Below are 13,901 nucleotides of genomic sequence, written 5' to 3'. Positions count from 1 at the left end.
TTTTTACGCCAGTCGTGCAATTGGAATCAGTTCAGACAGCCTGACGGACGCGGTTGTTTCGTTTGCACTTGGAAGGGTTGAACACTGTCGCGCTCCTACACTTTGCGCAAACGGGTGATGGTGACGGGGGGCGCGGGCTTCCTGGGGTCACATCTTTGTGAGCGCCTTATCGAGAAGGACTTTGACGTTCTTTGCGTCGACAATCTTTTCACGGGCACGAAGGACAATATCGCGCATCTCCACAACCATCCGCATTTCGAATTCATGCGGCACGACATCACTTTCCCGCTTTTCGTCGAGGTGGACGAGATCTACAATCTTGCGTGTCCAGCGTCTCCCATTCACTACCAGCACGACCCGGTGCAGACGACCAAGACATCCGTTCATGGCTCGATCAATATGCTCGGACTCGCCAAACGCGTCGGGGCCAAGATTCTCCAGGCTTCAACCAGCGAGGTCTACGGCGATCCGGCGGTTCACCCGCAGACTGAAGATTATTGGGGCCATGTAAACCCGATCGGAACGCGCTCCTGCTACGATGAGGGAAAGCGGTGCGCGGAAACCTTGTTTTTCGACTACCACCGGCAACACGGCTTGCCGATCAAAGTGATGCGAATTTTCAACACTTACGGTCCGCGAATGCATCCCGCGGACGGTCGAGTTGTCTCGAATTTCATTATCCAGGCGCTAAGTGGCGATCCGATCAGCATCTACGGCGATGGCAGTCAGACTCGTTCATTCTGCTATGTCGACGACCTAATCGACGGAATGATCGCGCTGATGGAGACGGGGCCGGAAGTTACGGGGCCGATCAACATCGGCAATCCTGACGAATTTACCATCCGGCAATTGGCTGAAAAAGTGATTGAGTTGACTGGCGCACGATCGGAGCTGGTCCAGCATCCACTTCCGGCCGACGACCCTAAACAGCGGCAGCCGGACATCAGCCTAGCTAAGCGCGTCTTGGGTTGGGAGCCAAAGGTAGCGCTCGAAGAGGGGCTCACGCGCACCGTGGATTATTTCCGTGGTATGTCGTCTACGCCAGCAGCTTGAGCGACTTGCCGAATCTCCCGTAAAACGCCGTCCACAATGATCCGACCGGTAATTCTCTCAGGCGGCGCGGGCACGCGTCTGTGGCCACTGTCCACGAGCGGCAAACCTAAACAGTTCCACCGCCTCATGGGTGAGGAATCCCTCCTCCAGGCGACAGCGGAACGATGTCGTGGCACCGGCTTTCTTCGACCATTGGTTGCGACGGGCGAGGAACAACGCTTCTTAGTTTTGGATCAGCTTCGGCGCATTGGGATTGCACCCGAGGCGATTTTGCTCGAGCCTGCGTCGCGTAACACCGCACCCGCCATCGCGGCAGCCGCATATTGGGCACTAGCGCGAGACGAGGACGAGCCGATGTTGGTGATGCCGTCCGATCATCTCGTCGGAGATCTGAGAGCGTTCCGGCAGGCCGTTGAAGTAGCAGTGGATGCGGCGAACAGTGGCAAGCTGCTCACGTTCGGCGTTAAGCCAACTGCGCCAAAAACGGGGTACGGATACATTGAGGCTGGTAAGAGGAGCGGGGGAGTTCGCCAGGTGCGGCGGTTCGTGGAAAAGCCCAGCGCAGAAGTTGCAGCCCAGCTTGCAGCTGACGAAAGCTACTATTGGAACAGTGGGATTTTTCTCTTTCGTCCGAGTGCCTACTGGCGGGAGCTGGAGAAGCATGCGCCAGCTGTCGCCGAGCATACAGCCGCCGCCATGCAGACGTCGACCGCCGAAGGCCTTTTCGTGCGGCCAGAGATTGGAGCTTTTTCCAAGTCGCCGAACATTTCCATCGACTATGCAGTCATGGAGCATTCTGACGAGATACTCGTGGTACCCACACTATTCGATTGGTCGGATATAGGGACCTGGGACGCTGTTCATGAGATGTTCCTTGCAGACGAACGCGGCAATGTCATTAATGGCGACGTGGTAGCGATGGATGTGACGAACTCGCTGATCCGCAACGAAGCTGACGTGACCGTCGGCGCCATCGGCCTAGACCGTATCGTCTGCGTGGTCACTCGTGATGCGGCATTCATCGCGCCGCTCAATCGCGCGCAGGAAGTCAAGCAGCTGGTAGACGAGCTTCAATCTCGCAGCGACAAGCACCGCCATAAAGATGCTCGCCTTTCTGGGCCCTGGGGAAGCTGCCAAATCATCGATCAGGGTGCAGGCTATCAGACTAGACACATCATCCTGAACCCCGGCGCCAAGCTATCGCCACAGAAGCTCCAGCACCGGTCCAAGCACTGGATTGTGGTAAACGGCAGCGCCGAGGTGACCCTGGGGAATGAGGCAATAGTTGTGGGCGAGAGCCAATCTACTTTCATCCCTGCTGGAACCGCATACGGGCTCGCAAATCGATGGGAGGTCCCACTTCACCTGATTGAGGTGCAGTGCGGATTGCATTTGGGCGACGATGACATCATTCCGACAGAAGGCAACTAGAGCCACTTCTGAGGCTCGTTCGTTCACCAAAATTCACTATGCCTGTTGAAGGGCGACGTTTCGAAAGACCAGCTACGTGAACCGCAATTCGCTCCCGCGATGCTGAGGCCGTTACAATCAAATGTTTAAGTTGCGGAACGCAAAAAAACCGGGGCGTCGGAGGACGCCCCGGAGCTCGAGGTCGTAAGCTGCGTGTTAAGCGATTTGTTGGATCAAGCTCGCGCGCTTGCGGCGCATCTGGAACCCGATACCACCGAAGCCCAGCAGCATCATCGCCCACGTTGCCGCTTCAGGAACCGCCCCTGGCGTGAATTCAGCAGTTCCGGCGTATTGACCCGAGCCACGTGCAATGCCGTTGATCGTGATGTTATTCGGGACGCCGAAGAAGATCGGGACACCGGTCACGGACCACTGATCCGTGAGACCGTCGTTGATCGTGTGCGTGGCGAGAACGCCATTCACAAAGACCGAGAGCAGGTCCGTGTCAGTAGGGCCGCCCACGCCCTTAAATGAGACCGCCGTGGTGACCGAACCACTCCCAACGCCGTTATCGTCGATAATGAAGTTGAACATGTCAGTAAACGCAGTCCCTGCGAGGACGCCAGGAATGCCCTGGTGTCCAAAAGTCGCGCTGATCGGTCCTGAGATGCCGCCGCTCGTGAAGAAATATCCGAATTCGCCTGGAGGCGCGCCATACGTTGTGTTCGGCGTGAGAACAATGTTCGTCGCCTCCGCTGCCGCCGCCGGAAATGCGATGGCTGCTGCCGTCGCCAATACGGTAATTATCCGTCGCATAAGGGTTGCCTCCTGTTAAACACTTGTTAACCCATTATCGCAGTCGCCAAAGGCTGTAAACAGTTAACGCACTGCAAAATCTATGGAGGTGTCCCAATCTGGGATTACAGCTGAGGCTCTCTCTTTTGAGCATCATTGCCGGGATTTTGCATGCAGAGGCCTCAGTGCGAGGGATTGCAGTTAGCGGGTCTCCACCGCGATTCAGCTACTAGCGAAATAACGAAGCGCGCCTCCGAGTCGGACGGCATCCCGCGCTTATACGATGGGTCCGGCGACCAAGATCTCACGTCGAGGTGGGAGTGTTCGCTCTAAGCTGCCTAAAGTCTCAGCTTGGACCAGCAGCTGAGAGGCCTGTTATTTTCCTCTTTCCATCGAATCGCCGCCAAGCGAGTGGCTTTAAGCCCGATCAGGATGCAGCCATGAGATCAAAAATGGGCGCGCGCGTTGTTCGCGTTGCTGGGGGGCAATGGAGGGTGCGCCCAAGGCAGCCAATCGCCCGTAGATGCCTTCTGCTTCTTGCGGCGAAAAGAAGTGGCTGTAGAGCGATCGGCTTGTTTCGCATTCATCGCCCGCATGACGGTCAATGAATTCGCGAATCCGGTTTACGTTCAGCCACATCAGCTGCGCAGGAGCATTGACGATAGCGTTCGTCTTCGGTTTCCCAACGGGCGCGAAACCAAGCATGACCTCGTAGAAGCGCCGATGACGGGGGTTCACCTCGATGAACAGGTCGGTGCAATCATAATGCATCGACCCGTACATGAAAATAATATGGAACAGCGCTGCTAACCGCGGCCTAGCAGGGGTCGAGGAATCAAAAGCAAACTTCGCGAGTTCGCAGAGCTTAGCGCCAGGAGCGCCTCGGAACCGCTCGATTTCCTCAGGAAATGTACGGTCGGCAGCTAAGCCCCCAGGCGGCGAATCCACGTTCAGGGTTAGCGTGCCGATTACTTCGTCCTGAGAGCTTGCCGTGAAGGTTACGCTGTTCGGTGTGGCTGGGAGCGCGTGATTATGTCCATATCCGCGCCAACTATACATGCGGTTGAGCAGCAAGCTGGCTTTACTTCGCTGGCCGGCCGAATTGGCCAGACGGATCGTCAAATCGGGCTGTGTTTCGCTCGGCTCGCTTGAGATTGAGAGCGAGTGAAGTTCGATACTCTCACGCCCGGAGCGCGATCGGCGACGCCTTGAACGCCGATCTTGCACGGCAACCATTTCCATCGGTCGGAACCCCTCCGCTTGCAGCTACGTGGCCTTTTCTATTCGGTGTGACCACCGCTCTCCGAATCTACCTAAGCGAAAAGAGTTGCCGAAGGATGGGCGAATTCGCAAGTTTACGTCGAGCTGTGCGCGGGGCGAGTTCCATTGAGACTCGGCGACGGAACTCAGTTAATCTCAATATGTCGGAACTCCGTGCAAACTCAAACGGTTAATCAGAAAGCTGCGCCCGAAGTCTTGGGCTGCAGCGAGAGAACTCGCCTGAGAGAAGAAGCCGCATCAAATGTGGATAGAGTCAGAAACCCTGTATTTCACTCGTCGAGCTCGGCAAGAGCGAGAGGCGGCAACCCGGGCGATACACCCGGCTGCTCGCAATGCTCACCTCGCCATGGCGCGAAAGTTTGACGAAGTGGCTCGCTCGATTGAACAAGGGGAGCGCGTCTGGATGCCCCAAGGAGTCCCAGTGCATCGTTCATCAACTAACTAATTGCCCGACATTATAGATCATCTCGCCGACGTCCCAAAAAGAGACAGCTGGTTGAGCACTAATCCGCAAAACCCGTGTTCATGAGATTGCGGATGGGTTAACTTGTAGTTATCAGAAATGCCATTACTCGGGCGTTAATGTGAGCGAAGTCGTTATTCGCGACATCGCAGGGGCAATGAAGGGAATTTCGATGCGACAGTTTATTATGACTGCGTTTGCGGGTGCGGTCTTCGCCGCGGCGAGCCCCGCATTTGGGGCGAAGCCGCTGGCCGCAGTTAATCCGCCCACACTACACGGTTTCTGCAGCTTGGCAGCGCCTTGCACCGACAACGGGACCAATACACCGACGGGCGTCAACCCAACGGTTTTCAGCTTTGCTGCCAGCGGTAAAGCTGCAACCGGTACGCTCCTGATCGACATTCTCGTTCCGAACAACGTGGCCGCGCCTGGATCCTTCACGATCTCGGGTGCCTTGCTCGGAATTTCGACCTACACAGCCTCGCTGGTTAGCCCGACCGCGTGGACATTGGGCCAGTTGGACAGTTATCTTGGGATAACAGCCAGTCCCACCAATCCGATCGGTGCTTATCTGCCGACGACGCTTACCTACCAGCCGGGCACAACCGGTTTCTATGTATACCAAGCTAATGTGGGCAGCCGCACGCTGCTAGGCCAAAGCGACGTTGGTAAGGCAGGTCAGGACGCCTACCTGATGGAACTTTCTCAGGCGCTGGCTCAGGGGTCCTACATCGTGGGCTATCTCAGCCAGAGCGGCCAGTATGGCGCAACCGCTAATAGCGGCGCCATTCTCCAGACTTCGCCTCCGCCGCCAGCGGTTCCGGAGCCCGCTACATGGGCTATGATGTTGCTGGGCTTCGGCGCGGTCGGATTCTCGATGCGACGCGGGCGCCACACAAGTGGGGCGCTGACTCAAACCGCCTAAACATCGTGAGCACGAAGAAGCGGCCCGGCATGAATCCCGGGCCGTTTTTTTGTGATTGTTTCGCTCGTCCAGACGCTCGAGGTTGGTCTGTAACGGACAAGTCACTGGGCAAAGAGATTGCACGGGTAAAACCGGCGAAACAGCCAACAGAACGGAAGACATTCAAAAGTATGCTAGGATGTGGCAGTCTGAAATAGAATCGCCCGCTCAAGCGAGGTCAATGGACGTGGCGTCGACTGTCAAAATTGTCGGCCCTTTTGGACCGGCTACCAAGGTTGAGGAGTTAAACGTCCGCGTTCTTGAAGATATGTACAGGGCCAAGTGCGGAGTCGACATAGATCTTAGGGCGAGAGGCATAGACAAAATCGACCTCTTCAGGTGCGATCAAACGGGAGTCCGGTTTTGGAGACCCGTTGATGCAGCGGGTGACGAAGAGTTTTACAAAACCCTTTCAGGTGCTTGGGCAGCTTACTACCGCGAATGGCGATGGGAATATGGCAAAGCTCTCGCTCTGACATCTCCCACCGACCGTCTTCTAGAGATTGGTTGTGGTCGGGGCTATTTCTTGCGGCTAACCGAGGGGCGCGTCGCTGCAGCTGCCGGATTGGAGCTCAACCGGGATGCGATCGCGAATAAGGTGACGCGGTGGCCGGTGCATCGAAAGATGTCTGAGGAATTGGCCGCAAGCGAACCCGAATCATTCGATTACGTTTGCTCATATCAGGTCCTCGAGCACGTGATTGATCCGGCATCGTTCATCCGAGCAAGCTTATCATGTCTTAAGCCGGGAGGACTGCTTGTCTACTCGACGCCGAACACTGAATACGGTCCAAACAAGCGCCGGGAGGATGCGTTCGATTTTCCGCCTCATCATATGAGCTACTTCACCCATGCGAGCTATCGGCGTATTGCTGCGCTTCATGGATTGAAGATCGTCACGATTAGCGATGCCCCAACGTTCGGTGCGCTACGCAACCCCACCGATCTTGACCCCTTCTCTCGTCAGGCTCTGATGGAGTGGGTGCGAAATACGATCGATAGGATGCGCCGGCGCACTGGCATGACGACTTTTGTCGCAATGCGAAAGCCGCTTGAAGTGGTTCGGTGAACTAGCCTATCGGCGGCGCAAAATCCCCTCGGACTGAATGACGGCGGCCTAAACAACGTAACGCCTTTTCTGCGGGCTGTCGCATTGGCGGCGCTGCCCCCGGGGGGGCGGGTCGGGGCCGATTAAGCGAAGGGAAGGGCGTGCGCCCGCTCACTGTATGCTAAAATATGCCCGGTAGTCTGACCTGCAGGATTGGAGGATTATCCTGCAGAATGCGCGCTACGAAAAAAGGCGGGGAGTTAAAGGACCAAATGATTGTACGGCCGACCGCCGCCGTACATGCCCGGCCGAGTTATGTTGATGCTCAGGTCCTTACGCCTGCAACAGCAGCCCTCGTAGTGTGGGCTGTCTCTGTTGTATGATCGGCTATTCCGCCAGCGTCTTGTTCTTGCCGCTCTTGGCTTGAGCGCGTTGTCCTATCTCCTTCTGAGAAGGTTCAACAAGGCGGAGCGAACGCGCTAATAGCAGCCGTATGCTCATTGGAACGGTAGTGACGGCGTTTTGGTACGACCAGTATGAGCTCGTCCCTGCGGGCGTGGAACTGAAGCTTAATGCCATTGATCCTGACGAAGCGATGGACGGGAGTTAGTGTAGAGCCTCTCTTTAAGGATGAACCCGGGTTCGATCATTGGTTCAAATCAGACAGGCGCCTGAGTTTCCTCCAGGTACACGGGGTATCGCCGAGGGCGCTCATTCGTTCGAATCCGGATGATCAGATAGCAAGGGTGCTCCCAGGGACCGTTGTGGGCATTCCGGGCAGTCCAATCACGTTTGGACATCCGATTTACACCGCCCAACTGGTCGGGGGCTCTATAGACTACCACTTATGCTATGGGCGTTCGAAATCGGCGATGACAAAAAGTCGGCGCAATAGTTACAACGCGCGAAGCGTACGAAACGCGATGCGTTCAAAATGATCGTTGAACACGCTAATCCGAGGCCGATCAGCTCCGTTGTTGATGATGTCGCCGAGACAATCGTTGCGCTATAAGTAGCCCTCAAATAATGTTCGATAAAGCAGCGCCGGCCTCCCTGAATCAAGCCACGCGATGCGCAGATTGGCTGGTAGAGTCCTCGTCAGGCTTTTAGCTTCGAGCTTGGCGGTTTGTAGCGGATTAGAGGTCGAAGTGGAAAATCAGCGCTCTGTGCTCGCAATCGTTGTTCCTGATCTTTACCATGCCTCCGTCACGTTCTTTCACGCGCACATCGCGTCGATTTGGCCCGGTCGCACGGTTGTGATCCACTTATCCAGCACAGGCGAACCAGCTCGTACGGATGTTCCAGTCCTGGAGATTCCCGCTGCCCGCCCGTGGCCGGTGCCGCCGCGATTCTTTTTGTCGAAGATCGTTGTCCAGGTGAATGCTTGGCGGGCAAACCGTCTGAATCGGCGAGAGCGGGCGCAGGTCGAGAAGTTTATCAAGGAACACGGCGTGACACACCTCTTCGCTGAATTTGCGAGCAGCGGTGTTGTCATCGCGCCCGTAGCGCGAAAGCTGGGACTTCCTCTGACCGTGATGAGCCACGGCTGGGACATCAACGTCATTGGCCAAATGCCGCAATGGCGCCTTAGATACCGCTCGCTTTTTCATTCTGACGCCAAACTCATCGCTGTGTGCGCATTTCTGCGTGATCGGATGAGGGCGATCGGTGCGCCGGTCGAAAGAATCGAAATATTGCCATGCGCCGTTGACGCGGCATCGTTCCGATTGGCTGACCAAAACGCCTCCGGACCGGCTCGTGTGGTCATGGTGTCCAGACTAACGGAGCAGAAGGGACCACTTTTTAGCATTGCAGCCTTTGCTCGCGCTGCGAAGCAGCATTCGAATTTGCTTTTGGACATCGTCGGCAATGGCCCACTTATGCCACAAGTTTGCCAGGCCATTAAGGAAGCGGGACTTGAAGACAGGGTCATCCTTCATGGAGATGTTGACCACCCTAGCGCGCTCGCCATAATGTCTCGGTGCCACATCTTCCTTCAGCACTGCGTAAAGTTGCCTAAGCAAGGAATAGAGTCCCAAGCGGTATCGCTCCTTGAAGCCATGGGTCACGGCTTAGTCCCCATTGTTACTCGCCATGGCGGCATGGAAGATCACGTACTTGACGGCGTACGGGGCTGGCTGGTTGATGAGCGCGATGTCGACACGATGTCCAGCCGAATCATTGAGATGACCGAGAAGCACGATCTGCGTCGCAAACTCGGCTGTGCAGCGCGAGAGTTTGTTCTTTCAAATTTCTCAGGCGACGTAGTGTACCCGCGCTTGAGGGGACTCATTGGCCTCGAGGCCTAATTTTCATCGGAGTCTCGTCACCTGAAGCGAGCGCCTCAAAGCGCGGGTTAGTCAAGCGCGTTCGGCTTTGTAGAATAAGATGCTTAGTATCAGGGTACGACTATCGCAGCGGTCTGTGTGGTGAGCGGCTAGCGATCAGACTCCGTCACCAGTTTCGACTTCGAACCGATCGCATTGGACATCCATCCAACTTCCTTTCGCTGGCGGTGAGGCTTTGAGCTCTCCCAGGCGAGAGTGCCACAAGTGGACCGCTCGCGTTTCCGGCTTGATCCTCTCATTAACAACCGCAGCGGAATCGTAGACAATGCGCGCCTCGTTCCATCTTACGGGGTAGAAAACATCGGGAGAGGAAACATAACGCTGAAGTTTCCTCTTCTTGACAATATGCGTGACCAAACCAGCACTGTACGTGCCCCAGGGCATATCTTCCAAGCCTAAGTAGCCCTCGCGCCACTTCCGGAGGTAGAAGTTTGCTGTGCGGCGAGGTCCAAACCAAGGCGGTCTCACATTCGGCTTGGTTAACTCGAACAAGTCTTGCACGAATTGTGAGTCGGGAGGAGCAAACATCACGGCGTTATTGATCCAGCCCTCATATTCCCAGCCGAGGACGTACGGCTGATCGAAATCAAAGGGCCTGACGAGAACGCAGTCGAGATCACACCAAAAGCCGCCCTTAGCGAGTAAGTGGTAACGCCACAGGTTGGCTCCGAGCTGAACGCCGCCGTCGCATTCGGCGTATGAGATCATCTTCTCGCGAGGCATCACATCGGATGCATCGAGCACCTCTACGCCCTCAGGAACTCCTTGGAGGGTGTCCGCAGTGTACGAAAACACTCGGAACTGATGTCCATGGGCGAGAGCAGATTGAATGCTCAGTCGCTCAACGTACGAGAGCTTGTCGCCCACCCATAAGGAGCTGAGAACTGGAAGATTCAATGCGTTGCCCCCTGTGCTTAGTAGGCTGGGCTACGTGCGCTCGGTTCATCCGTCAACGACGGGAATGAGCCTGCCTCGACCCGAAGTGTCTCAAAATCGAATGCGCTGCAGGACTTAGTTCGGATTGGCCATGCACACGGCTCGGAACGCACGGCCGGTCGTCGGACCCCACTTCGCCGGTCACGTAAAAAGGATTTCGCAGCACCCCCCCGTATATCGCGACGCGCGACCGAGAGCCGTCGGCTGAGTTGCCGCGCGCAAGCCTAGCACCGCGCCATCTGCCATGAGCTTGCAGGTACAGACTTATTGTCCCAGTCTCGGCTTTCGCGCGTTTCTTGGGAGGGTGAGTGCGACCAGCGAGTTCTGCTTCGTTGCAAGCCACGACCGGGCTTACGTTTAGGCCCGATGTAGAGGGCTTGCGGGCTATCGCCGTAATACTCGTTGTGGCCTTTCATTACGGCGTCGCGGAGCTTTCTGGCGGCTTTATAGGAGTCGACGTATTCTTCGTTATATCTGGTTTCGTTATTACGCGCATGCTGCAAGCGGAGTTTCAAAGCCGCGCCACTATTGATCTCATTGGTTTCTATGGCAAACGTGCACGCCGGCTCCTTCCAGCTTGCGGAGCAATGGTCGTTGCGACTCTCATAGCGTCGACAATGGTCTTTTCACCGGTCGAGATGAAATCAGTCGCAAAGGGCGGGGTGGCTTCATCGCTTTACTTCAGCAACTTTTGGTTCATGTCACAGAGCTGGGACTATTTCGCTCCAGAGAGCGCTATGAATCCCTTCTTACATACATGGACGTTGTCCGTTGAGGAGCAATTTTACCTCATATGGCCAACCATACTTCTGTGCACTTTGAGGCTGCCGCGGCGATGGCAAATCTTGATATTTGGGCTGATCGTAACTGCGTCCTTTGGTGCGTCGGCTTGGATTATCAGATTGCAGCCAGCGGTTGCGTTTTATGCGTCTCCTCTGCGCGCATGGGAGTTCGGTCTCGGCGCGCTCGTCACGTATTCTAGATCCGCCAAATGGGGCGCATTGGCGGCAACGACAGGCTTGGTCGCGATTGGGTGGTCAGCTGTGGCATTGAGCGAGAACAGCACGTTCCCGGGCCTTAGCGCTCTTAGCCCGGGGCTCGGGACGGTCGCAATACTCTACGCAGGCGGTCGTCGAAACCTTGTTTCGTCAGGACTGGGAAGTCCGCCATTTCAGTGGGTAGGTAGATTATCATACTCGATCTATCTTTGGCACTGGCCCATGATTGTCTTGGCGCTCGCCGCTTATCCCGACCTCGGACTGACCGGCCGATGCGCATGCGCAATGACCACCCTATTGCTAGCTTGGATGAGTTTCACGGGCTTGGAGCACCCAATAAGAACAAATGCGTGGCTTATCGCGAAACGAGAGAGATCGATTGCGCTGGCAGCAGCGCTGACTGCAGCAGCTGCTATAGCTAGTTCGTGCTTGTGGGGATTTGGTTTTCTGCAGACGACACGACCCGAACAGCGCGAGATCACGGCAGCGGCGAACGAACGGTCGCAGCTGCCTGGTGATTGCCTGCTCTACTTCACCGTTGCCCAGCCGAAAGCATGCTCCTTTCTGAAGGGCAGGGAAGCTCTAGTACTTCTTGGCGACTCCCATGCCGCCCAACTATTCACCCCCGCGCGATGGGTTGCCCAAGCTCTCGGGATGAGAATGGTCACTTACCTGAAGTCTTCCTGTCCAATTTCGGACGTCGAAGTTTTTAATAATCGGCTCCACAGACTCAATCCCGAGTGTGGACAGTGGAGGAGGTCAGTTTTCAGAGCATTAGCTCGGTTGCGACCCGCTGTGATAGTGGTGAGTCAGAGCTCTATGGGCTACGTGAAGGGCAGCGACCGATCAGGGGGGACTATAACGATCGAGCGTCCAGACTGGGCACAAGGTACGAGGCGAAGCCTTCGCTACCTCGCCGGGACCGGAGCTCGCGTCTTTGTTGTTGAAGATAGTCCGCGCATGCAATTTGCTGTCCCAAACTGTCTCTCTCGAATTGCGTACCTGAATCTCCCGCCGGGAACCTGCGATCGACCGCGCCAACGGGTCTTAGACGATCAGCTTGCCCGCGTTGAAGCAGATGCGGCGATCAAGGCAGGCGTTCAGTACGTGACCACCCAGGATCTCTATTGCTCCAGAACTACCTGTGCAGCCAAACGCGATGGCCGAATCGTGTATCGCGATGGAAACCACATAACCGAAGCGTTTGCCCGAAGCCTGTCTCGTCCTCTTTTTGATAAGTTGCATCCCCTCTTATGATTGACTGGCCGTCGCGCGCGCTTTCATCAATCAAGCCACTTCGTCGTGCATAGGCCCATCCCGGGTTCGGAGTAGTCGGGGATTGGCTCTCCATGGCCGCGCCGACCACTGTCATTCTGTCGCTGGTAATCTGCCCGCCGCCACGCGTTTTCGGACCGACCCTATGATTCGCGCTTTAGCCGGCACCTGGAAATGGCCAGGGTGGATTACGCATCAGTGGAATTCGCCCCTGAAGCTCGTCCATGTCTGTGTCGCGGTGAGACATTCGCTGTCCGCACAACCTTAGCCGATGGCCAGTTCCGCCGCTCGCGGCTAGCATGGATCCATGACAGCTGTTGGCAAGATCATCTGGCCCAAAGAACTTGACGCCATAGCGGCCGACGCCGTTGACGGCGCTATCTCAGAACTTTCGGGATTCCATCTGCTCGCGAATGACGAAATGGACGCGGGCTATCACGCCGACTACTTAATCAAGCACCGCCACGAATATGTCCGCACCGTTCGTGATGTCCTCAAATTTAGGCCAGTTACCGACAGTCCTGTAAAGGTACTTGAGATCGGCGCGTTCTTCGGCGTCGTCTGCATTGCTCTCGCCACACTCGGCTATGAGGTAACTGCCGCCGACGTACCGGAGTACATCGAACTGTCCGAGCAGGTCGAACGCTACGCTCGTTATGCAATCGCAACAAAGGGCGTGCGCCTGGAAGACTTCGTGATGCCGTTCAACGATGAGCAGTTCGACGTCATAATAATGTGCGAGGTGATGGAGCACCTCAACTTCAATCCTTTGCCGCTTCTCAAGGAAATCAATCGGATCGGCGCTGCTGGCTCTATCTTTTATTTGTCGATGCCTAATGCTGCAAGTTTATTCAACCGGATTTGGTGCATGCGTGGAAATACCAACGGCGTGAAGATCAGGGAGTTCTTCGCGCAGCTGGACGCCTCTGACGCGCTTATCGCCAACGGCCATTGGCGCGAATATAACGGTGCAGAGACGCGCGAAATTCTTGAGCGGCTTGGCTATCGTATTAAACACCAGTATTTCTTCAGTCTCGGCGAAACTCTTCCACTCAAGAGTTGGAAGAGCTGGTTATTCCGTCGAATATTGAAGCACTGGCCGACACTTAAGGAGAACCAGACGACGATCGCGATACGCGAGAAGCGGACGGAACTGGTGTTCGATATCCCCGCTACGGTCCACCGGACTTTGCGGCGATTGTGAGCCCTGAACGTGAGATGGGCGGCGAGGAAAGTCTGATCCTAACGTGGCGCGATAGGCCCGAGCGATAGTGCCAACGCGTTCACTCTATTCATTCGGTGTCGAGCAGGATGAAACGGGGCGCACGTC

Annotated in this window: 10 protein-coding genes; 7 read left to right on the top strand and 3 right to left on the bottom strand. The window is 56.1% G+C overall.

Going from position 1 to position 13,901, the window contains the following annotated elements:
* The first annotated feature begins 117 nt into the window (after window positions 1-117).
* Window positions 118-1,053: a UDP-glucuronic acid decarboxylase family protein gene (locus ABD704_RS05290; protein WP_344700494.1), complete on the top strand. Its 936-nt coding sequence runs from the start codon at window positions 118-120 to the stop codon at window positions 1,051-1,053.
* A gap of 36 nt (window positions 1,054-1,089) precedes the next feature.
* Window positions 1,090-2,484, top strand: a complete 1,395-nt coding sequence (locus ABD704_RS05285) for a mannose-1-phosphate guanylyltransferase/mannose-6-phosphate isomerase (RefSeq protein ID WP_344698635.1) — start codon at window positions 1,090-1,092, stop codon at window positions 2,482-2,484.
* 195 nt (window positions 2,485-2,679) lie between these two features.
* On the opposite strand, the gene ABD704_RS05280 is transcribed toward ABD704_RS05285, so the two are convergent.
* Complete coding sequence (locus ABD704_RS05280; protein ID WP_344698634.1) at window positions 2,680-3,279, bottom strand: FxDxF family PEP-CTERM protein; 600 nt, start codon at window positions 3,277-3,279, stop codon at window positions 2,680-2,682.
* 396 nt (window positions 3,280-3,675) lie between these two features.
* Window positions 3,676-4,500 (bottom strand): N-acyl amino acid synthase FeeM domain-containing protein, encoded by an 825-nt coding sequence (locus ABD704_RS05275; protein WP_344698633.1) that lies wholly within the window; start codon window positions 4,498-4,500, stop codon window positions 3,676-3,678.
* A 623-nt stretch (window positions 4,501-5,123) separates the two neighbouring features.
* On the opposite strand from ABD704_RS05275, the gene ABD704_RS05270 reads away from it, so the two are divergent.
* From ABD704_RS05270 to ABD704_RS05260, 3 genes are all read left to right on the top strand, one after another.
* Window positions 5,124-5,927: a PEPxxWA-CTERM sorting domain-containing protein gene (locus ABD704_RS05270; protein ID WP_344698632.1), complete on the top strand. Its 804-nt coding sequence runs from the start codon at window positions 5,124-5,126 to the stop codon at window positions 5,925-5,927.
* Window positions 5,928-6,147: 220 nt separating this feature from the next.
* Window positions 6,148-7,035, top strand: coding sequence for a class I SAM-dependent methyltransferase (locus ABD704_RS05265; protein ID WP_344698631.1), 888 nt, complete (start codon window positions 6,148-6,150; stop codon window positions 7,033-7,035).
* Between the two features lie 1,127 nt (window positions 7,036-8,162).
* Complete coding sequence (locus ABD704_RS05260; protein WP_344698630.1) at window positions 8,163-9,323, top strand: glycosyltransferase; 1,161 nt, start codon at window positions 8,163-8,165, stop codon at window positions 9,321-9,323.
* A 135-nt stretch (window positions 9,324-9,458) separates the two neighbouring features.
* On the opposite strand, the gene ABD704_RS05255 is transcribed toward ABD704_RS05260, so the two are convergent.
* Window positions 9,459-10,229: a hypothetical protein gene (locus ABD704_RS05255; protein ID WP_344698628.1), complete on the bottom strand. Its 771-nt coding sequence runs from the start codon at window positions 10,227-10,229 to the stop codon at window positions 9,459-9,461.
* A 377-nt stretch (window positions 10,230-10,606) separates the two neighbouring features.
* Here ABD704_RS05255 and ABD704_RS14665 point away from each other — a divergent pair, with 377 nt between their 5' ends.
* A complete protein-coding gene (locus tag ABD704_RS14665) occupies window positions 10,607-12,553 on the top strand; it encodes an acyltransferase family protein (protein ID WP_425565402.1) in 1,947 nt (648 codons plus the stop codon).
* A 325-nt stretch (window positions 12,554-12,878) separates the two neighbouring features.
* A complete protein-coding gene (locus ABD704_RS05245) occupies window positions 12,879-13,775 on the top strand; it encodes a class I SAM-dependent methyltransferase (RefSeq protein ID WP_344698626.1) in 897 nt (298 codons plus the stop codon).
* The last annotated feature ends 126 nt before the right edge of the window (window positions 13,776-13,901 follow it).

It is taken from the genome of Sphingomonas limnosediminicola, assembly GCF_039537965.1.
Classification (GTDB): domain Bacteria; phylum Pseudomonadota; class Alphaproteobacteria; order Sphingomonadales; family Sphingomonadaceae; genus Sphingomicrobium; species Sphingomicrobium limnosediminicola.
The sequence above is the reverse complement of the archived record's forward strand: the minus strand, read 5'-3'. Positions and strand labels throughout refer to the sequence as shown.